We start from the raw sequence: 19,483 nt of genomic DNA on the forward strand, positions 1-19,483 counted from the left end.
GGCATGCATCTCGCCGAGCTGAACATCGCCCACCTGCGCGCCCCCATCGACAGCCCCGAACTCGCCGAGTTCGTCGCACTCCTGGAGCCCATCAACGCCATCGCCGACGAAGCCCCCGGGTTCGTGTGGCGGCTGCAGGAGAGCGAGGACGACCCCACCGCCACCGTCATCCACGAGTACGGCGACCACCTGCTGATCAACTTCTCGGTGTGGGAGTCGCTGGACTCCCTGTGGAACTACGTCTACCGCAGCCCCCACCTGGAGGTGCTGCGCCGGCGCAGGGAGTGGTTCCTGCGCATGGCGGAGCCGTACATCGTGATGTGGTGGATCCCCGAGGGTCACATCCCGTCGCTGGCGGAGGGCATGCGGCGGCTGGAACGCCTCAAGGCCGAGGGCCCGAGCCCCGAGGCGTTCACGTTCAAGGACTCCTACGACAGCAGCGAGGCCGTCAGCCTGCCCGCCGCCGCCGAGGCCAGGAAGTAGGCCAGGTCCTCCTCCAGCCCCCTGCCCATCGTCGACAGGCGCACCGGGGACTCGCGCAGCGCCTCGTGCAGGCCGTCCACCGGCACCGGCACCAGGCGGTGCCGTACGGCCAGCAGCTCGGCCTGGTCCCTGACCCGCTCGCCGAACTCCCCGGGCAGCACGGGCACCGGCACGTCGGCGGGGGAGAGGGCGACCCGGCCGTAGGCGGTCAGCGAGTGGTGCGAGACCCCGTAGTGGCGCTCGCGCTTGTCGCCCTCGCTGACCCGCAGCGCCGCCACCGGACGGCCGAGCAGCACGCCCGCCGCGTTCACCGCCTCGCCCGCCGACACCCCCGAGAAGCCCCACCTGGTGCCCGTGCCCAGATTGCCGGGGCCCTGGGCGACGACCGCCACGTCGGCCTCCAGCACGTGCCTGGCCGCCAGCAGCCCGGTGTGGACGGTGACCGCCTCCACGTCGCCGCCGAACGACTGCCCGACCGTCACCACGCCCGCCAGCCAGCCGATCTCCCGCAGCCGGGCCGCCGCCATCGAGAACCACGCCGGCAGTGCCCCGCCGTCCTGCATCACGTACGCCACCCGCGTGCCGGGCCGCTCCGCGTACAGGCCGCACAGGATGGGCGGCAGCGCCGAGTGCAGGTCGGCCACGACCACGGGCATGCCGTCGACCGAGTCGGCCTCGCGCAACCGCCCGTGATGCGGCGAGTCCTGCTCGTCGGCGCCCAGCACGGTGGCCTGCAGCGGTGTGTACCGCGCCTTCACCAGGTGCCCCGGACCCTCAGGATCTTGCGGCAAACGGTTAGGGACGGCCACCACCATGGCGTAACCTCCCGTACCGAGACCCATCGCGAGCGCGGTCGTGTTGAGCAGCACCTCGTCGCCGGGTTCCGGGCGGCCCACCAACGGCGGATACGCCAGCGCCCGGCACTCCCCCTCGGGGACGGCGACGTCCAGCTCCACCGCTCCCGGCCACTCGCGTCGGATCCGTACAACCTCGCCCTTGCGCCATCTGATCACGGGGGCAGGGTAGCGTCGATGGAAGAGGAGTGAGGCAGATGTCGCGCCGGAAGACAGAACGGTTGCTCAATCTGGTGATCTGCCTGCTCGCCACCCGCAGGCCGCTGTCGGCCGAGCAGATCCGCCAGGCCGTCCCCGGTTACGACCGCGACGGCGACGAGGCGTTCCAGCGCATGTTCGAGCGCGACAAGAACGAGCTGCGCGAGATCGGCATCCCCATCGACGTGGTGCGCGACCCCTGGGAGGACGAGCCGGGCTACCGGATCGAGCGCCAGTCCTACGAGTTGCCCGAGATCACCCTGGAGCCCGACGAGGCCGCCGTGCTGGGCCTGGCCGCGCAGGTCTGGCAGCGGGCCAGCCTGGCCGAGGCCGCCTCCGGGGCGCTGCTGAAGCTGCGTGCCGGCGGCGTGGCCACCGACCAGCCCGTGGGCGGGTCCATCGGCGGGAGTGCGCTGGAGCTGCGGGTCGACACCCGCGACCCGGCCTTCCCCGCGCTGTGGGAGGCCGTGCGCGACCGGCGCGTGGTGCGCTTCGACTACCGCGGCGCCGGCAGCGAGAACGTGCGCTCCCGCACCGTGGAGCCCTGGGGCGTGGTCAGCAGGAACGGCCGCTGGTATCTCGCCGGGTTCGACCATGACAGGGGCGCGCCGCGCGTCTTCCGGCTCAGCCGGATCACCGGGCAGGTCACCGTCGTCGGCAAGGCGGGGGCGTTCGAGGTGCCAGAAGGGGTCGATCTACGGGGTATGGTCGGCTTTCCCGACGACTCGACGGACGAGCGCGTGGCCGTCGTCCGCGTACGCCGGGGGACGTGCGAGGGGCTGCGCCAGCTGGCCACGGCCGTACGCGAGGGCGACGGCGAGTGGGACGAGGCCGAGCTGCCCTTCTCCGACCCGGAACGCCTGGCCGGCTGGATGGCCAGCCTCGGCGCCGACGTGCAGGTCGCCGAGCCGCCGGACGCCCGCGAGGCCGTCATCCGCCGGCTGAAAGGGGCAATGGCGTGAGAGAGCGGAGCGGACGAACCAATAGACACAGCAGCGGTCCGCTCATGCGACCGACGAAGGAGGGCGCATGAGCGGCTCTGCCGACAGGCTGCCGAGGTTGCTGGCGCTGGTGCCGTACCTGATGTCCCACCCGGGGGCGCAGGTCGGCGAGGTGGCCGGCGTGTTCGGGCTGAGCGAGAAGCAGCTCATCGACGACCTGCAGCTCGTGTGGATGTGCGGCCTGCCCGGGCACACCCCGGGCGACCTCATCGACGTGTCCTGGGACGGCGGCGAGATCATCATCGACAACGCCGACACCATCGCCAGGCCGCTGCGGCTCGGCATCGACGAGGCCAGCGCGCTGCTGGTGGCCCTGCGCATGCTGGCCGCCACCCCCGAGCTCGCCGAGGTGCCGGGCGACGCGCTCCCGCGGGTGGTGGCCAAGCTGGAGCGGGCCGCGGGCGAGGGCGCCGCCACCGTCAGCAGCCAGCTCGCGGTCGACGTGGACGCCGCTCCCGACGCCCTGCCGCGCGTGCGCGAGGGCCTCACCAGGGGCCGGCGGCTGTCGCTGCGCTACTACGTGCCAGGGCGCGACGAGGTGACGCCGCGCGAGGTCGACCCCACGCGGATCGTGGTCGTGGACGGCCGCACCTACCTCGAGGGGTGGTGCTACCGGGCCGAGGCGATGCGGCTGTTCAGGCTCGACCGGATGCTCGGCGTGGACGTGCTCGACGTGCCCGCCGACCCGCCGGAGGAGGCCGAGCCCATCGACGTCACCCGGGGCGTCTTCCGGCCCTCGCCGACCGACGAGCTGGTCGAGCTGGAGCTCAGCGCCGCCGGGCGGTGGGTGGCCGAGTACTACCCGTGCGAGCAGGTCACCGAGCTGGGCGAGGGGCGGCTGCGGGTGGCGCTGCGGGCCCGCGACGAGGACTGGATTCTCAAGCTGGCGCTGCGCCTGGGCGACACCGGCAGGGTCGTCTCGCCGCCCGAGATGGCCGAGACCGTACGGCAGGAGGCCGAGCGCGCCCTGGCCCTGTACGCTCACCAGTCATGACGTGGATCTACGTGGCGGTCGGGCTGTGCGTGGGCGGGCTGGCGGTGCTCGGGTTCGCGGGTGCCCGTGTCGTTGTGGCGGCACGTACTCTGAAGGGGGAAATCGCCGAGGCGACGGCGCAGCTGGAGCCGAGGCTGTCCAGATTGTCGCACCAGGGGGATGAGACCACGGCCCTGGCAGCGTACGATCGGGGCTGAAAAAAGGCACTCGCTAGAAAAGGGCGTTTCATGTCGCAACTCGGAGTCGGCGAACTTCTGATCATCGCACTGGTGCTCGTCCTGCTGTTCGGCGCAAAGAAGCTGCCCGAGATGGCCCGCGGCGTCGGCAGGTCGCTGCGCATCTTCAAGTCCGAGACGGCCAAGCTCCGCGAGGACGACGACGACACTCACACCGTCCAGGCGCAGCCCGCCGCCCAGCCGCAGCCTGCGCCCGCGCCCGCGCCGCAGATCCAGGCCGCGCCCGCGCTTTCCGCCGAGGAGCAGGCCAGGCAGCTGGAGGAGCAGGCCGCCAAGCTGCGCGCCAGCGCCGCCTCCCAGGCCGACAAGCGCGCCTGACCCCCATCCCTCCTTCTCACCTGGACTGTTAGATGGCGCTGCTCAAACGGTCGAGTCAGCCCGCGCCTGATCCTGAGGGCCGCATGCCCCTCATGGAGCACCTGCGCGAGCTGCGCAACCGGCTGCTCATCGCGACGATCGCCGTCGTCGTGGGCATCATCATCGGGTGGATCGTCTTCGATCCGGTCTGGGCGTTCATCAAGGAGCCGTTCTGCGAGACGCCGCAGGCCCAGCAGCTGCGTGTCGGCGAGTGCACGCTGACCTACGGCGGCATCTTCCAGTCCTTCTTCCTGACGCTGAAGGTCTCGGCGATGGTCGGCGTCGTCGTGTCCTCACCCGTCTGGCTCTACCAGATCTGGGCCTTCGTCACCCCGGCCCTCTACCGCAACGAGAAGCGCTACTCGATCGCCTTCCTCGGGCTGGCGATCCCGCTGTTCATGGTCGGCGCCGCGCTGGCATACGTGATCATGGACACCAGCCTGGCCATCCTGCTCGGGTTCGCGCCGAGCGACGCCGTGGCCATCATCCAGATCGATGAGTACGTCAACTACGTGCTGATCATGATCATCATCTTCGGCGTCTCGTTCGAGCTGCCGCTGCTGCTGGTGTTCCTCAACATCATCGGCGTGCTCTCCCACGCCACGGTCAAGAAGAACCGCCGCTGGGTGGTCTTCGCCATGTTCGTCTTCGGCGCGGTCATCACGCCCGGCGGCGATCCGCTGACGATGATGGCGCTGGCCGCGCCCATGGTCGTGCTGTACTTCCTGGCCGAGTTCTTCATGTTCATGCGCGAGAAGCGCATGCCCGCCACGGAGGACTTCTCCCACCTGTCCGACGACGAGGCCTCGCCGCTGGTGGAGGACTCCGCCCCGCTCGACGACGAGCGGCCCGGGGATGATTCCGTCCCGCTCGACGACGAGCGACGCGGGGAGGATTCCGGTTCCACGCGATAGGCGATAAGTTCCGGGCGTGGCCCCTCGACTCGCCCTGTTCGTCAACCCCAGCGCCCGCGGCGGCCGTACGCTGCGCATGCTCGAGCCCGTGGCGCGCCGGCTGCGCGCCGGAGGGGCCGAGCTGTCGGTGATCGTCGGCGACGACGCCGCCGACGCGCTGGAACGCGCCCGCACCGCCGTGGCCGGACGCCCCGACGCGCTCGTGGCCTTCGGCGGCGACGGGCTGGTCCACCTGGCCGTGCAGGCCGTGGCCGGCACCGGCGTGCCGCTCGGCATCATCCCGGCCGGCACCGGCAACGACATCGCGGCCGCGCTCGGGCTGCCCTGCAAGGACCCCGTCGCCGCGGCCCGCACGGTGCTGCGCATGAAGTCGCGCGCTGTCGACGCCGCCCGGATCGTGGCGGGGTCCGCCGATGAGCTCTTCGCCGGGGTGGTGTGCTGCGGGTTCGACTCCCGGGTGAACGAGCGGGCCAACCGGCGGACCTGGCCGCCCGGGATGGGGCGGTACGTGGTGGCGATGGTGGAGGAGCTGCGCTCCTTCCGGCCCATCCCGTTCCGGGTGACCCTGGACGAGGAGGAGGTCGTCGAGCGGGACGTCATGCTGGTCGCCGTGGGCAACACGCGCTCCTACGGGGCGGGGATGCGGGTGTGCCCGGACGCGCGGCCCGACGACGGGCTGCTGGACGTGATGATGCTGGACGCCGTGTCCAAGGCCGAGTTCCTGCGGGTCTTCCCGAGCGTCTACCGGGGGACGCACGTGGGGCACCCTGCGGTGTCGGTGCGGCGGGTGCGCAGCGTGCGGCTGGAGGCTTCCGACGTGATCGCCTACGCCGACGGTGAACGCGTCGGGCCGGCGCCGGTGCACTGTGCGGTCCGACCTGGGGCGCTGCGGGTCCTCGTTTGAAATCTACATTGTAAAGGCGCCGGGTCGGCGCGGCTGGAAGGGCCTTGGCGTACTCCGGTGGGACGGACCGGAATGGCGATTTCGGTAGGCTGGCGGGTATGACAACGCCAGCGGAACGCTATGCGGCCTTCCGTCAGAGACACGGGGACGACGGGGGCGCGCTGAGATCGTTCCGAGGTCTCTACGACTTCGAGCTGGACGACTTCCAGCTGGACGCCTGCCGTGCCCTGGAGGCCGGCGACGGGGTGCTGGTGGCGGCGCCCACGGGGTCGGGCAAGACGGTCGTCGGCGAGTTCGCCGTCCACCTGGCCTTGGAGCAGGGCCGCAAATGCTTCTACACCACCCCCATCAAGGCGTTGTCCAACCAGAAGTACAACGACCTGGTCAAACGCTATGGCACCGCCAAGGTCGGCCTGCTGACCGGCGACAACAGCGTGAACGGCGACGCCCCCATCGTGGTCATGACCACCGAGGTGCTGCGCAACATGCTGTACGCCGGGTCCGCGACGCTGGGCGGTCTCGGGTTCGCGGTCATGGACGAGGTCCACTACCTGGCCGACCGGTTCCGCGGCGCGGTCTGGGAAGAGGTGATCATCCACCTGCCGGAGTCGGTGCGCCTGGTGGCGTTGTCGGCGACGGTGAGCAACGCCGAGGAGTTCGGCGAGTGGCTGGGCGAGGTGCGCGGCGACACCACGGTGATCGTCGACGAGCACCGTCCGGTGCCGCTGTGGCAGCACATGATGGTCGGCAACCGCGTCTATGACATGTTCATGAACGACGACCTGACGCTGCGCATCAACCCCACGCTGATGCGGGTGACGCGCGACGCCGAGCGGTTGATGGCGGGTCGCGGCAGGCGCGGCTACGGCAGACCGCAGCGCTCGCGCCCGCCGGACCGGGTGCAGGTGATCGAGAAGCTCGACGCCGAGGGGCTGCTGCCGGCGATCACGTTCATCTTCTCCCGCGCCGGGTGCGACGCCGCCGTCAAGCAGTGCCTGTACGCCGGGATCCGGCTCACCTCCGACCGCGAGCGGCACGAGATCAGGCAGCTCGTGGACGAGCGCACCGCGCATCTGCCCGATGAGGACCTGGCCGTCCTGGGCTACCTGGAGTGGCGTGACTGCCTGGAGCGCGGGCTGGCCGCGCATCACGCGGGGATGCTGCCGGCGTTCAAGGAGGTCGTGGAGGAGCTGTTCACGCGCGGCCTGGTCAAGGCCGTCTTCGCGACCGAGACGCTCGCCCTGGGCATCAACATGCCGGCCCGCAGCGTGGTGATCGAGAAGCTCGACAAGTGGAACGGCGAGACCCACGCCGACCTGACGCCCGGCGAATACACCCAGCTCACCGGGCGGGCCGGGCGGCGGGGGATCGACGTCGAGGGCCACGCGGTGGTGCTGTGGCAGCCGGGCATGGACCCGCTGTCGGTGGCGGGCCTGGCCGGGACGCGCACCTACCCGCTGCGCTCCAGCTTCCAGCCCTCCTACAACATGGCGGTCAACCTCGTCGGCCAGTTCGGCAGGGAGCGGGCCAGGACGCTGCTGGAGGAGTCGTTCGCGCAGTTCCAGGCGGACCGGGCGGTCGTGGGGCTGGCCAAGCAGCTGCGCAAGCACGAGGAGGCACTGGAGGGCTACCAGGAGGCGATGACGTGCCACCTGGGCGACTTCCCCGAATACGCGGAGCTGCGCCGCAGGCTCTCCGACCGGGAGGCGGAGCTGGCCAGGCAGCGCGGCGCGGCCCGCCGGGCGGCCGCCGTGCGGTCGCTGGAGGCGCTGGAGCCGGGCGACGTCATCCGGGTGCCCGGCGGGCGCCGGGCGGGGCTGGCGATCGTGCTCGACCCCGGCCGCAACCCGCGCGGCCGTGCCGCCGGCACCGGGCCGAGCCCGCTCGTGCTGACCATCGGCAAGCAGGTGAAGAAGCTCGACGCGGCCGACTTCCCGGTCCCGGTCGAGCCCATCGAGAAGCTGCGCATCCCGAAGAACTTCAACGGCCGCTCGCCCAAGGAGCGTGCCAACCTCGTCTCCACGCTGCTCGCCAAGATCGGCGACCGCGACCTGGGCAAGCCGGTCAGGGCGCGCGACCACACGGTGGAGGACGAGGAGGTCAACGAGCTGCGCCGGCGCATACGCCAGCACGCGTGCCACGGCTGCGACGAGCGCGAGGACCACGCCCGCTGGGCCGAGCGCTACTACAAGCTGCTGCGTGAGACCGAGGGGCTGCGCCGCCGCGTCGAGAGCCGCTCGTACGTCATCTCGCGTACGTTCGACCGCATCTGCTCGGTGCTGGAGCAGCTGGGTTACCTGGAGGGCGAGACCGTCACCGACGAGGGCCGCCGCCTGGGCCGCATCTACACCGAGCTCGACCTGCTGACCGCCGAGTGCCTGCGCAACGGCCTGTGGGAGGAGCTCGACCCGGCCGAGCTGGCGGCGTGCGTGTCGGCGCTGGTGTTCGAGTCGCGGGCGTCCGACGACGCGCGCCGCCCCAAGGTCCCCGCAGGAAGCACGAAGGACGCGCTGACGGCGATGATCCGGCTGTGGGGCGAGCTGGAGGGCATCGAGTCCGACCACGGGCTGTCCACGATCAGGGAGCCCGATCTGGGGTTCGCCTGGGCGGCGTTCCGCTGGACGAAGGGGCACAGCCTCGACGCCGTGCTCATGGACGGCATCAACGGCAACGAGCTGGCGGCCGGCGACTTCGTGCGGTGGATCAAGCAGCTCATGGACCTGCTCAGCCAGCTCGGCAACGCGGCTCCGGACGGCAGCAAGATCAAGCAGACGGCGGGCAAGGCGATCGACGCGATGCGCCGCGGCGTGGTGGCCTACTCTTCGCTCACCTGAGTAGATCTTACCCAGGCCCAGGCAACAAGCACTATAAGTACTTCGTAGCATTCGATTACCGGCGTACCGTTTATTTCTAGGACGAAAGGGCTTCACTCCGGAAGTAAAGTCAATGCTTGGCAAGCAACGAACTCCATTGCTTGCCTCGACGCTCGTTGTCGGCCTGGCCGGCGGGTCGATGGCGACTGCCGGGACAGCCGCATCCGCCTCGGCCGCGGTCATTTCCGCTGCTCAGGAGCCCATCGCGATGGACCACGCGGCTCCCTGCAAAAAGAGGGTGGAGAAGAAGCCGAAGCGCTGCCTTCGTCAGAAGGGGCCAGGCAAGAGACGTGCCGAGCAGCGGCGTAGAGCTTCCCTTTTCAAATGGACGGAGAAGCCGCCCGAGGTGCTCAGCCCCACCATCAAATGGCCGAACCGGCCACCGGAGGTGGTCGCGCCGAGCACCGGCATCAAGGGGCCGGACCAGCCATCCGATGTGATCGCGCCCAACCCCGGCATCAAGTGGCCGAAGCGACCCGACCTGGTCCCGCCCGAAAGGGAGCCCGACTGAGGCGAGTGCCACGCCCGCAGTCCTCCGTCGATGAGCCTTGGCGCCCTTCGACCTTGCCGTGCAGAGCGTCGTGGCCGCACTGGAGGGCGCCCAGGTGAGCGCCGCCCGGATGGCCGACCGGCACCGGCATCGCCACCCGCGCCGGGGCGGGCGCCACGGGTCCGGCATCCTGTGCTGGTCAGCCCGGCGCCGCCGTCATCAGGCCGGAGCCCGGCACTAGGACTCCTTGCGGACGCCGGAGATCGTCAGTGCCAGGCCCGCGATGCCCACCATGACGCTCACGGTGGTCAGTGCGGTGCCCTGGAGCCAGTGGTGGAGCAGGCCGAAGTTGCGGCCGAAGACGTGCTCGGCGATGAGGCCGCCGAAGCCCTGGATCATGAGAATGACGCCGATGAATGCCATGCGTCAATGATCCCGGCCGGAGCCCTCCGATCCATCGGACCAAAGTATCGAGTGAAATACATCCTTGGAACCAGTTCTTAGTAGCATCCTTGGCATTTCCGTGACTCCGATCAGCGGTTGTGTTCGTTTGCAAGTGATTTAACGGCCGCGCCGAATGGCCGTTGCCTTCTGGTTTTACCGGTCAAGTCTCTTTTGAATTGTCGAACTCTGCTGCTTTATCGCAAATCTGGTGATAACGTGCGATTTGTGCAAGTCACCAAACGGGGGAGGAATCATGGCTGGCACTCAGCTCGCACGCATCGACTACAAGCAGGGTTGGGGCTGTCACCGCCGCCGGCGTTGCTGTCGCCGTAAGTGGTCGGACGGGTGCCGCCGCAGATGGTGGTGGGGGTGCTAGGTGAGGGTGTCGAACACCCGTGAGGGCCGGCGGCACAGCCGCCGGCTCTCATTGACTGTCTCCGGCCGCGAACTCGCACCGGCGATTTCCATTCGCCGGACTTTCCGCGAGTTCTGGCCGGACACCCGCGGTTTGCGGCGGCTGTTCGCGGCCGGTGTCGTGTTCGCCGTCCTGGCCGCGCTCTGCGAGGTCGCCGCCATCCGCCTGTTCGGTCACATCACCGACCGGGTGCTCGCCACCCGGCAACTGGACGAGTTCTGGGTTCCGGCGTTCGCCTGGCTCGGGCTCGCCGCGGTCGCCGGGGTGACGTCCTTCGCGGCGACGTACGCCACCGCCCTGGGCGCGGAGCGGTTCCTGCTGGCCCTGCGCGACCGGGTGTACGCGCACCTGCAGACGCTGGCGCCGGACTTCTCGGAGAACCGGCGCCTCGGCGACCTGATGGCACGGCTGACCGACGACATCGAGGCCATCGAGGAGCTCGTCGGGTCCGGGCTGGTCAAGGCGCTCACCACCGGTGCCAGCGTGGTGTTCTTCGCCGGGGCGGCCTTCTTCATCCGCTGGGACCTCGCCCTCGTCACGATGGCGCTGATCCCGCTGTTCCTGGTGGTCTCCAAGGTGTTCGCGGCCAGGTTCAGGACCGCGGCGGCGCGTGAGCGCCACAGCAACGGGGCCATGAACAGCGTCCTGGAGGAAGGGCTGGCCAACCAGCCACTTGTGCAGGCCTACAACCGGCAGCCGACCGAGTCGCGGCGCCTGCACAGGGAGGGCCGCACGTGGCTGCGCGCCAACATGGCGCAGGCCTGGCTGTCCAGCCTGTACGGCCCCGCCGTCCAGATCATCGAGACCGTCTGCCTGATCGTCATCCTCGGGTTCGGCGCCTGGGAGATCGCCGCCGGCCGGTTGACCCTGGGCGGCCTGCTGGCCTTCGCGGCGTACCTGGCACTGCTGTACCCGGCGGTGCAGGCGCTGGGCGAGCTGGCGCTGACGGTGTCCGAGGCGGCCGCGGGGTCCGACCGGGTCATCGAGATCCTGCGCGCCAGGCCGGCCGTCACCGACGCCCCCGACGCCGTGTCCCTGGGCAGGAGCCGGGGCCTGGTCGAGTTCGACCGGGTCGGGTTCACGTACCCGAGGCGGGGGCGGCAGGTGCTGCGGGACCTGACGTTCACCGCCTCGCCCGGCGAGGTCGTCGTCCTGGCCGGGCCCAGCGGGGCCGGCAAGTCCACACTGGTCAAGCTGCTGCTGCGGTTCTACGACCCGGACGCCGGCCGCATCCTGCTGGACGGGGCCGACATCCGGGGACTGACGCGGGAGTCGCTGCGCGAGAACATCACGATCCTGCACCAGGAGACGCTGCTGTTCTCGGGATCGGTACGCGACAACATCGCCTACGGGCGGCCTGACGCCTCGCTGGACGAGGTCATCAGGGCGGCGCGGGCGGCCGGCGTGCACGAGTTCGTCAAGGCACTGCCCCAGGGGTACGACACCCCGGTGGGACAGCGCGGCCGGCTGCTGTCCGGCGGGCAGCGGCAGCGGATCGCGATCGCCAGGGCCATTCTGCGCGACACGCCGGTGCTCGTGCTCGACGAGCCCATGACCGGGCTGGACGAGGCCACGGCCGCGCAGGTCATGCAGCCGCTGTGGGGGCTCATGGCCGGCCGGACCACGCTCCTGATCACGCACGACCTGCGGCACGTGCCGGAGGGCGCGCGGGTGGTGGAGCTGTCGCCCGTGCCCCGGCCGCCGGACCGCATCCGCCTGAAGCGCGTCGCACGTGCCCGGTCGCACCCGCTGACCCACTCCCGTGCCACGTGACCGACCCGGCGCGCATCGTGAGAGGGCCGCACCGAGACTCGGTGCGGCCCCCTTTATTCTACGGGTGATGGGTCAGTCACCGACGCCCACCGCCACCGCCACCGCCGCCGCCACCGCCGCCGCCGCCGCCGCCTCCGCCGCCTCCGCCGCCGCCTCCGCCGCCGCCGCCACCGCCGCCACCGCCGCCACCGCGCTTCTTCTTCTTCTTCTTGATCTGACCGCCGCCGCCTCCGCCGCCTCCGCCGCCGCCGCCATCGCGGATACCGCCGCCGCCTCCGCCACCGCCGCCGCCACCGTTGCCGCCTCCGCCGCCTCCGCCGCCTCCGCCGTTACGTCCGCCGCCTCCGCCGCCTCCGCCACCGTTGCCGCCTCCGCCGCCTCCGCCGCCTCCGCCGCCGTTATCGTTGTTGCCGCCGCCGCCGCCGCCTCCGCCGCCGCCGTTACGTCCGCCGCCTCCGCCACCGCCGCCTCCATTGCCTCCACCGCCGCCGCCTCCGCCTCCGTTACCGGGATCGATGATGTGCTGGGTCGCGGTGGCAGCTTGAGCCGATGCCGCCGAAGGGACGACAACGGCCTCAGGGGCGACGACAGCCGTGGCCGTCATCGCGCAAGCGGCGAGAAGGGTGCGGGTCTTGCTCATGAGACCACCTCTTGCGATGAACTCCGGGCGGTGCCCGGACTCGGAAGGCCGTATCGGTCGCATGCAGACCATCGATATGGCCCGGGGATCACTTTCAAGCTAATTGCGGGGGTGGTCGGAGTCATCCGGCAGAGGCAAAAGTCTCGGCAGCCAGAGATTGCGCTGAAGCGCGTTTCAAGAATGGCTGGAGGGTATTCAACTACGCTCTGCTATGCCCCTGACATGCACGGTCATATTGCGGAACGGCCCTCCCCGCGGGCGGCGGAGTTTTCTGCCGTCTCCTCTGTCTGGCAACCGGTTCTCCCGGTCAAAAGCCGAATGCGGGTAAAGCGGCCCGGCCGTCCCGCGAACGCCGGAGGAAAAGGCCGCGTCGAATTATCCGCGCCGTTCCGATCCCCAGGCCGGCCCGTCAGGTGATGCGGAGGTAGACCATGCCCCCGCCCTATGGTGGCGGGCGTGACCTGAGGCGACGGCAAACCTTTACCGTCATGACGGCTCGCCCGCGCCAGGTCCACCACGGATGTGAACTGACCGGTCGGTCAAGATCTTGTTGTCATACGCTCACACATCGTCACCTTCGGGACAGTTTTTCGGCCCATGACGATGGAAATCCCCATGTCAGAGACATCCTCGGACGCACCCGCCGAGGCCAGTCCCCTCGGATGTCGCGGCGTCCGGGCCGGCCCTGTTCGGAGGTAGCCATGTTCGCCCTCGTCGCCGCTCTGCTGTTCGTGCTCGCGCTCATCTTCGCGATCGCCGGCCTCGCCGTTGGCAGCGTGATCACGGTCACCACGCTCGGCACCGCCGGGCTGCTCTGCGTCGCGCTGCACCTGATGGGTGTGGGCGCGGGGTGGACCCCGCTGAAGAAGTGACGCCTGGCCAGGAGCCGCGCGCGGGGCGTCCGCGCGCGGCTTCTCCACGGGTCAGGTCGCCAGCGTGAAGCGGACCTCGCGGGTCGCCGGGTCCGCCTGCGTCAGGCGTACCGTGACCTGCTCTCCCAGGGGGAGCGGGCCGTCGCAGCGGGCGATCACCGCCGGGTCGGCCAGTTGCACCTGCCCGCCCCCGCGCCGCTCGTCCACGTCGATCACCACCGCCTCGAACGCCTGCCCGATCCGCTCCCGCAGCAGGAACGCCTCCACCAGGTCCACGCACGCCCGCTCCACCGCCCCGGCCCGCCGCCCGGTCGTGGTCATGATGCCGGGCAGGCCCGGGAGCGCCGCACGGATGTCGGACGGCACCGGCTCGCCGGCCGCGACGGCCAGGCACACCTCCGTCGCGTACCGGTCGGCCAGTCGCCGCAGCGGCGCCGTGACGTGCGTGTACGGCGCCGCCACCGCCGCGTGCTCGGCCAGCTTGGGCGGCGCGCCGTCGAAGGCCACATAGCCCGCGCCGCGCAGCAGCAACTTCGACTCATGCAGGAACGCCGCCTGCTGTGCGTTCTTCGGGTCCAGGTCGTGCACCAGGGCGCCGTAGGAGGCCCCGTCGGGCCACGGCACGTCCAGCGCACGGGCCACCCTGCGGACCTTCGCCAGGTCGTCGACGTGCGGCCGGGGCAGCACGCGCAGGATGCCGATCTCGGCGTCGAGCATCATCGCGGCCGCGGCCATGCCGGTCAGCAGCGAGATCTGCGCGTTCCACGCCTCGGCGGGCAGCGGCAGCCGGAACTCCAGCCGGTAGGCGCCGTCGGAGTCGGGGACCACCTCCTGCTCGGGGGTGGGCAGTGTGACGCCGCCGCGTTCGCGCTCGAGGGCCAGCCGGAGGCGGCCGATCTCGGCCAGCAGCCCCAGCACGCCGTCGGCGGTGCCCGTGTCGACGGCCGCCTGCACGTAGGCGTAGTCGAGGCGCTCGCGGCTGCGGACGAGCGCGCGCTGCACGTCGGCGCCGATCGTGCGGCCGTCGGCGTCGAGGTCGATCCGCCACACCGCGGCCGGGCGCAGCGCGCCGGGCAGCAGGCTGGCCGCGTCCTCCGACAGGACCCTCGGGTGCAGCGGCACCTTGCCCGCGGGCAGGTAGACGGTCTCGCCCCTGGCGCGGGCCTCGGCGTCGATGACGCCGCCGGGCCGCACGAACGCGCCGACGTCGGCGATCGCGTACCAGACGCGATAGCCGCCGCGCAGCCGTTCCAGGTGGACGGCCTGGTCGAGGTCCATCGAGCCGGGCGGGTCGATGGTGACGAACGGAACGTCGGACAGGTCCTTGGCGTCGAGCCGGGGCACTCGCGCCACCCATGCGGCCTCGTCGAGCACGGCGCGTGGGAAGTCGCCCGGCAGGCCGAGCTCCCGCCTGACGCGCTCGAACCCGTCTTCCAGCTTCAGGGGTATCTGATCAGGAACCTGAATCACGCCTGACAACCTACAGGTGAAGGGCGGTCAGGTGAGATGGCCCTCAAGGCCGGTGATCCGCAGCAGCCGCCGCATCGTCGGCGGGACGCCCGCGAGGCGCATCGGCATGCGCTGGCGCACGGCGTGGTTGCGGACCGAGACCAGGGCGCCGATCCCGGCGGCGTCGATGAAGGTGAGCCCGCTCACCTCGACGACGAGCGTGGCTTGCCTGCGCCGGGCGCTCGCCGCCTCCCGCAGCAGTCCGAGCAGGTAGCCGCGCAGTTGCTCGGTGGTGGCGATGTCGAGCTCTCCGGACACGCTGACGGTCAGGGTCCCGTTGCGGTGGCTGGTGGTCAGGTGAAGTGGCTCCATTGAGGCTCCGCGCTCTGTCAGGGCCGGGAACCTCCTGCCGGTTGCGCGGGCCAGCCCTTGCCTTGGGCACCAGATGCCATGACTCGTCACTTAGTGCGACGGTGGTTGACTCCCAGTGTACATGTCCGGTCAGGCGTGAACGGTGATGCAGGAGGACAAGAGGAATCCTCGGGAACACAATTCTGGTCACCCAGATGTAGAAACATCACACTGGCGTGACGCCGGGCGCCCGTGCGACGTCGCGGATCTTATGCGGATAAATGCCCCTTAATCGTGGCCGGTGACACTACGCTGCTACCGCTGTCAGGTACGAGGGGAAAGCAACGACATCGTGTGGATCGCAGTCGCGGTGCTGGCCGCCGTCGTGGTGGGCGTGGTGGTCTGGTGGCTCCGCCGTGACCCGGTCGGCGGGGGCGCCGACGAGACGTTCGAGATGGACGTGGACCTCGGCATCCCAGCCGAGGCCGAGCCCGCGTTCATGGAGGGCCTGCGGGCCTACCCGCTGCGGGCAGGGGTGTGGCGCGGGGTGCTCATGACGTACGAGCCGCCCCGGCTGATCTCCCTGCACCGGCTCGCCGACGCCTTCGCGGCCAGAGGGGACGCGGCCCTGCACGATCCGCAGGGCGCGGTCGCCACCCTGGTCGCCCAGCTCGCGGCGGTGGAGCGGCCCGGCGTGCTGCACCTGCGCCAGGACTGGCTGGACGGCGAGGTGGACGGCATGGACCGGGCCCGCTTCGCCGAGGCGGTGCGCGAGGTCGTCTGCCCCGAGGGCGCCTGGTCCGCCGCCGAGGCGGTTGGAGCGTTGCAGGTCGCCACCGGCGAGGCCAACACCATGATGCTGGACCTGGCCAGGCTGCTCGGCCTCTACCGGGAGGCCCGTGAGAAGCAGCCGGACGCCACGGCGGAGGCGTTGCTGCGCGACGTCGCGCCGCGCCTGATCGCCGCCGGCGGTCCCGGGCTCACGTGGACGAAACCGCCCACCCAGGACGACCTGCGCGCCGTCCTGGGCGGCGCGCACGACCTCGGTTGACCTCCGGCTACGGCAAGCCGCCAGACGCCCCTCCAGAGGGGTGGCCCCGCGATCAGGGCAAGTGCCTCATTCCTGTAGGTTCGCGTCGTATCGATCAGCGGTTGCTGAGTGAGGAGCCCGACTTGACACCCCTCATCCTTTCCGCCGCAGGCAGTGCCCTCGTCCTCGACGGGTCCGGGCTGCCGCGGGTGCGCCACTTCGGCGCCGACCTCGGGCCCGCCACCGGGTCCGACCTCTCGCCCGCGCTCGCGTCCCTGACCCCGGCGCTGCCGCTGCTGCCCGCCCAGGGAGACAGCTGGTACGGCCGGCCAGGCCTGTCGGGAGGCCGGGCGGGCGAGCACTGGCCGGTGCGGTGGACGCTGGACCGGCTCGACGTGGACGCCACGCCCGGCCGGGGAGGCACGGTGACCGTCGTGGCCTCCGACGCCAGGGCGGGCCTTGAGCTGGTGAGCGAGCTGGCCATGGACGCCGGCGGGCTGGTGACGTTGCGGCACACGGTCACGAACACCGCCGCGACGCCGTACCGGCTGGAGGGGCTGACCTGCGCCCTGCCGGTGCCGGCGCGCGCCGGCGAGCTGCTGGACTTCACCGGGCGGTGGGCGCTGGAGAAGGTGCCCCAGCGCACGGCGTTCGCCCAGGGCGTGTGGTCCAGGGAGAACCGGCGCGGCCGGACCGGGCACGACGGCACGGGGCTGCTGGTGGCCGGGACCGCCGGGTTCGGGTTCGGCGGCGGTGAGGTATGGGCGGTGCACGCGGGCTGGAGCGGCAACCACATCCACTACGCCGAGCGGGTGCCCGAGGGCCCGGCGCTGCTGGCGGCGGGCGAGCTGCTCGAGCCCGGCGAGATCGTGCTGGGCGAGGGGGAGAGCTACCGCACGCCGCTGGTGTACTTCACCTGGTCGGGCCGCGGCCTGGACGAGGCGAGCGCCCGGCTCCACGACCACCTGCGCGCCGCCCTGCCGTTGCCGGTCCGGCCCGTCACGCTGAACAACTGGGAGGCCACCTACTTCGACCACGGTCTCGACCGGCTGCTGGAGCTGGCCGACAAGGCCGCGGCGGCGGGCATCGAGCGGTTCGTGCTCGACGACGGCTGGTTCCGCCACCGCCGCGACGACCGGGCCGGGCTCGGCGACTGGTACGTCGACGAGGGCGTGTGGCCGAACGGCCTGCACCCGCTGGCCGAGCATGTGCGCAAGCTCGGCATGCAGTTCGGGCTGTGGTTCGAGCCTGAGATGGTCAACCCGGACTCCGACCTGCTGCGCGCGCACCCCGACTGGGTACTCGGCCAGGCTGGGCGCATGCCGCCGCCGCAGCGCAACCAGCAGGTGCTCGACCTGGCCAGGCCCGAGGCGTACGACTATCTGCTCGAGCGCCTGGACAGCCTGGTCGGCGAGTACGAGCTCGACTACATCAAGTGGGACCACAACCGCGACATCGCCGAGCCCGTCCACGACGGGGTGCCAGGGGTGCACGCGCAGACGCAGGCCGCGTACCGGCTGCTGGACGAGCTGCGCGCCCGCCACCCCAAGCTGGAGATCGAGTCCTGCTCCTCGGGCGGCGCGCGCATCGACTACGGGGTGCTCGCCCGCACCGACCGGGTGTGGACGTCCGACAGCAACGACGCGCTCGACCGGCAGGCGATCCAGCGCTGGACCGGGCTGCTCGTGCCGCCGGAGCGGATGGGCAGCCACGTCGGCGCCCCGCAGGACCACATCACGGGGCGCTCGCTGCCGCTGGCCTTCCGCGCCGCGACCGCGCTGTTCGGGCACATGGGCGTGGAATGGGACCTGACCTCGGCGAGCGAGGCGGAGCTGGAGGAGCTGGCCGAGTGGATCGCGCTGCACAAGCGGCTGCGGCCGGTGCTGCACGCGGGCCGGGTGGTGCGGGCAGACCATCCCGACCCGACGGCGCTGTTGCACGGGGTGGTGCTGCCCGAGCGCGGCGTGTTCGCCTACGCCCAGCTCACCTCGAGGGTGACCATCGGCCCCGCGCCGCTGCGCCTGCCGGGGCTCGACCCGGCCGGCACGTACGAGGTGCGCGTCGCCGTGCCCAAGACCCCCGCGTCGAACATGCCGCAGTGGACGACACCGCAGTGGATGGCCGGCCCAGTGCGGCTGTCCGGCGCGGTCCTGGGCGAGCTGGGACTGCCCGCCCCGGCTCTGCGGCCCGCCACGGCGCTCGTCATCGAGGTCGAGAAGGTCTGAAGCCGGGTCACGTACGGGTCATGCGGTGAAGGCGGTTTAATGCCGCCGCAACCGCGCCGTTCGTGATCGGGTAACAAGCCGCGGACACACTGGGCGGCATGAGCGATGCACCCAAGGAGTTGGACGGAAACCGGCGCTCCTGGCGGCGGGAGGTCGCCGAGCTGGCCGCGCTGTTCCTCGCGGTCGGCCTGGCGCACCTGCTCGCGACCCTGCTCGGCCACCACGAACCGGGACCGGTCGTGCTGGTCGGGCTGGGGGCGGCGTTGATCGCCGGAGCCGCGCTGCACAGGCGGCTGGGCCGCAGGACGGTACGGAAGCCGGCCCCGCTGCCCGTGGAGGGCGGCGCGGGCTCGCCCATGGTGTTGTGGCGCATCCGCATGCGGGTGGTGGAGCGGCCGGGCCGGCTCGCCACCGTGGCGGGGGCGTTCGGGCGGCTGGGCTGCAACATCCTGGCGCTGCACATCGCCCCGACCGGCAGCAGCGCCATCACGCCCGCCGGGTGTGACGCGCTGGACGAGTTCGTCATCGAGGCGCCGCCGGGGCTGGCGCTCGACGCGCTGGCAGGGGCGCTGACCGAGGCGGGCGGGCACGACGTGGTGATCGTGCCCGCCCAGGTCAAGGACCTCACCGACCCCGGCGTGCAGGCCCTCGTCCTGGCGCAGCGGGTGAGCGCGGATCCGGACCGGTTGCCTGAGGCGATGGCGGAGCTGCTGCGGGTGTCGCAGGTCGAGTGGCGGCGGCCCGGCGACACGGTGGACGAGGGGGCCGAGCTCAACACCACCATGGTGATCTCCGTCAACCCGGACCGCGCCCTGCTGATCCGGCGGCCGGAACTGCCGTTCACACCGACCGAGGCCGCCCGCGCCGCCGCTCTCACGGCAGCCGCCCGCCAGGCCCGCTACAGCGCCTCTGAGTGAGCGCGTGCCGCCTCCTCGCTCCCCGGACGCGCGGGTTGCGCCGAGCTCGGCCGCATCACACCC

General features: G+C 71.3%; 20 protein-coding genes. 15 read left to right on the plus strand and 5 right to left on the minus strand.

Features of this window, described 5'->3' with window-relative positions; genetic code table 11:
- Positions 1 to 3 precede the first annotated feature (3 nt).
- On the plus strand, positions 4 to 483 hold the full coding sequence (locus tag ACIBVN_RS19825) for a DUF3291 domain-containing protein (RefSeq protein ID WP_397138257.1): 480 nt from the start codon (positions 4 to 6) through the stop codon (positions 481 to 483).
- Here the strand turns inward: ACIBVN_RS19825 and ACIBVN_RS19830 are convergent.
- Complete coding sequence (locus ACIBVN_RS19830; protein ID WP_397138259.1) at positions 429 to 1,496, minus strand: DUF3866 family protein; 1,068 nt, start codon at positions 1,494 to 1,496, stop codon at positions 429 to 431. The genes ACIBVN_RS19825 and ACIBVN_RS19830 overlap by 55 nt on opposite strands.
- Positions 1,497 to 1,534: 38 nt before the next feature.
- Here ACIBVN_RS19830 and ACIBVN_RS19835 point away from each other — a divergent pair, with 38 nt between their 5' ends.
- The 9 genes from ACIBVN_RS19835 (at position 1,535) to ACIBVN_RS19875 (ending at position 9,545) form a co-directional block, all read left to right on the plus strand.
- Positions 1,535 to 2,497 (plus strand): helix-turn-helix transcriptional regulator, encoded by a 963-nt coding sequence (locus tag ACIBVN_RS19835; protein WP_397138261.1) that lies wholly within the window; start codon positions 1,535 to 1,537, stop codon positions 2,495 to 2,497.
- A gap of 67 nt (positions 2,498 to 2,564) precedes the next feature.
- Positions 2,565 to 3,530, plus strand: a complete 966-nt coding sequence (locus tag ACIBVN_RS19840) for a helix-turn-helix transcriptional regulator (RefSeq protein ID WP_397138263.1) — start codon at positions 2,565 to 2,567, stop codon at positions 3,528 to 3,530.
- Positions 3,527 to 3,727 carry a hypothetical protein gene (locus ACIBVN_RS19845; RefSeq protein ID WP_397138265.1) on the plus strand — a complete coding sequence of 67 codons (201 nt, stop codon included), beginning with the start codon at positions 3,527 to 3,529 and terminating at the stop codon, positions 3,725 to 3,727. Before ACIBVN_RS19840 ends, ACIBVN_RS19845 begins: the two co-directional genes overlap by 4 nt.
- A 30-nt stretch (positions 3,728 to 3,757) precedes the next feature.
- Positions 3,758 to 4,084, plus strand: coding sequence for a Sec-independent protein translocase subunit TatA (gene tatA, locus ACIBVN_RS19850; RefSeq protein WP_397138267.1), 327 nt, complete (start codon positions 3,758 to 3,760; stop codon positions 4,082 to 4,084).
- Between the two features lie 83 nt (positions 4,085 to 4,167).
- Positions 4,168 to 5,037, plus strand: coding sequence for a twin-arginine translocase subunit TatC (gene tatC / locus ACIBVN_RS19855; protein ID WP_397138269.1), 870 nt, complete (start codon positions 4,168 to 4,170; stop codon positions 5,035 to 5,037).
- 16 nt (positions 5,038 to 5,053) lie between these two features.
- Positions 5,054 to 5,941 carry a YegS/Rv2252/BmrU family lipid kinase gene (locus tag ACIBVN_RS19860; RefSeq protein WP_397138271.1) on the plus strand — a complete coding sequence of 296 codons (888 nt, stop codon included), beginning with the start codon at positions 5,054 to 5,056 and terminating at the stop codon, positions 5,939 to 5,941.
- Between the two features lie 98 nt (positions 5,942 to 6,039).
- Complete coding sequence (locus ACIBVN_RS19865) at positions 6,040 to 8,775, plus strand: DEAD/DEAH box helicase (protein WP_397138273.1); 2,736 nt, start codon at positions 6,040 to 6,042, stop codon at positions 8,773 to 8,775.
- 112 nt (positions 8,776 to 8,887) lie between these two features.
- On the plus strand, positions 8,888 to 9,325 hold the full coding sequence (locus ACIBVN_RS19870) for a hypothetical protein (RefSeq protein ID WP_397138275.1): 438 nt from the start codon (positions 8,888 to 8,890) through the stop codon (positions 9,323 to 9,325).
- A 37-nt stretch (positions 9,326 to 9,362) separates the two neighbouring features.
- Positions 9,363 to 9,545 (plus strand): hypothetical protein, encoded by a 183-nt coding sequence (locus ACIBVN_RS19875; protein ID WP_397138277.1) that lies wholly within the window; start codon positions 9,363 to 9,365, stop codon positions 9,543 to 9,545.
- On the opposite strand, the gene ACIBVN_RS19880 is transcribed toward ACIBVN_RS19875, so the two are convergent.
- Positions 9,542 to 9,727: a hypothetical protein gene (locus ACIBVN_RS19880; RefSeq protein ID WP_397138279.1), complete on the minus strand. Its 186-nt coding sequence runs from the start codon at positions 9,725 to 9,727 to the stop codon at positions 9,542 to 9,544. The genes ACIBVN_RS19875 and ACIBVN_RS19880 overlap by 4 nt on opposite strands.
- Before the next feature lie 403 nt (positions 9,728 to 10,130).
- On the opposite strand from ACIBVN_RS19880, the gene ACIBVN_RS19885 reads away from it, so the two are divergent.
- Positions 10,131 to 11,936, plus strand: a complete 1,806-nt coding sequence (locus ACIBVN_RS19885) for an ABC transporter ATP-binding protein (protein ID WP_397138281.1) — start codon at positions 10,131 to 10,133, stop codon at positions 11,934 to 11,936.
- 72 nt (positions 11,937 to 12,008) lie between these two features.
- On the opposite strand, the gene ACIBVN_RS19890 is transcribed toward ACIBVN_RS19885, so the two are convergent.
- On the minus strand, positions 12,009 to 12,419 hold the full coding sequence (locus ACIBVN_RS19890; protein WP_397138283.1) for a hypothetical protein: 411 nt from the start codon (positions 12,417 to 12,419) through the stop codon (positions 12,009 to 12,011).
- An 858-nt stretch (positions 12,420 to 13,277) separates the two neighbouring features.
- Here ACIBVN_RS19890 and ACIBVN_RS19895 point away from each other — a divergent pair.
- A complete protein-coding gene (locus ACIBVN_RS19895; protein ID WP_397138285.1) occupies positions 13,278 to 13,448 on the plus strand; it encodes a hypothetical protein in 171 nt (56 codons plus the stop codon).
- A 51-nt stretch (positions 13,449 to 13,499) separates the two neighbouring features.
- Here ACIBVN_RS19895 and ACIBVN_RS19900 read toward each other — a convergent pair whose 3' ends face one another.
- Positions 13,500 to 14,918, minus strand: a complete 1,419-nt coding sequence (locus tag ACIBVN_RS19900) for an RNB domain-containing ribonuclease (RefSeq protein ID WP_397138287.1) — start codon at positions 14,916 to 14,918, stop codon at positions 13,500 to 13,502.
- Between the two features lie 27 nt (positions 14,919 to 14,945).
- Positions 14,946 to 15,269 (minus strand): STAS domain-containing protein, encoded by a 324-nt coding sequence (locus tag ACIBVN_RS19905; RefSeq protein WP_397138289.1) that lies wholly within the window; start codon positions 15,267 to 15,269, stop codon positions 14,946 to 14,948.
- Positions 15,270 to 15,600: 331 nt separating this feature from the next.
- Here ACIBVN_RS19905 and ACIBVN_RS19910 point away from each other — a divergent pair, with 331 nt between their 5' ends.
- The 3 genes from ACIBVN_RS19910 (at position 15,601) to ACIBVN_RS19920 (ending at position 19,420) form a co-directional block, all read left to right on the plus strand.
- On the plus strand, positions 15,601 to 16,299 hold the full coding sequence (locus tag ACIBVN_RS19910; protein ID WP_397138291.1) for a hypothetical protein: 699 nt from the start codon (positions 15,601 to 15,603) through the stop codon (positions 16,297 to 16,299).
- Positions 16,300 to 16,421: 122 nt separating this feature from the next.
- Entirely contained in the window at positions 16,422 to 18,503 is a 2,082-nt protein-coding gene (locus tag ACIBVN_RS19915; RefSeq protein ID WP_397138293.1) for an alpha-galactosidase, read from the plus strand.
- Positions 18,504 to 18,601: 98 nt separating this feature from the next.
- Positions 18,602 to 19,420 carry an ACT domain-containing protein gene (locus tag ACIBVN_RS19920; RefSeq protein ID WP_397138295.1) on the plus strand — a complete coding sequence of 273 codons (819 nt, stop codon included), beginning with the start codon at positions 18,602 to 18,604 and terminating at the stop codon, positions 19,418 to 19,420.
- Positions 19,421 to 19,483: the final 63 nt, after the last annotated feature.

This window comes from Nonomuraea sp. NPDC049400, assembly GCF_044466425.1.
Taxonomy (GTDB): Bacteria; Actinomycetota; Actinomycetes; order Streptosporangiales; family Streptosporangiaceae; genus Nonomuraea.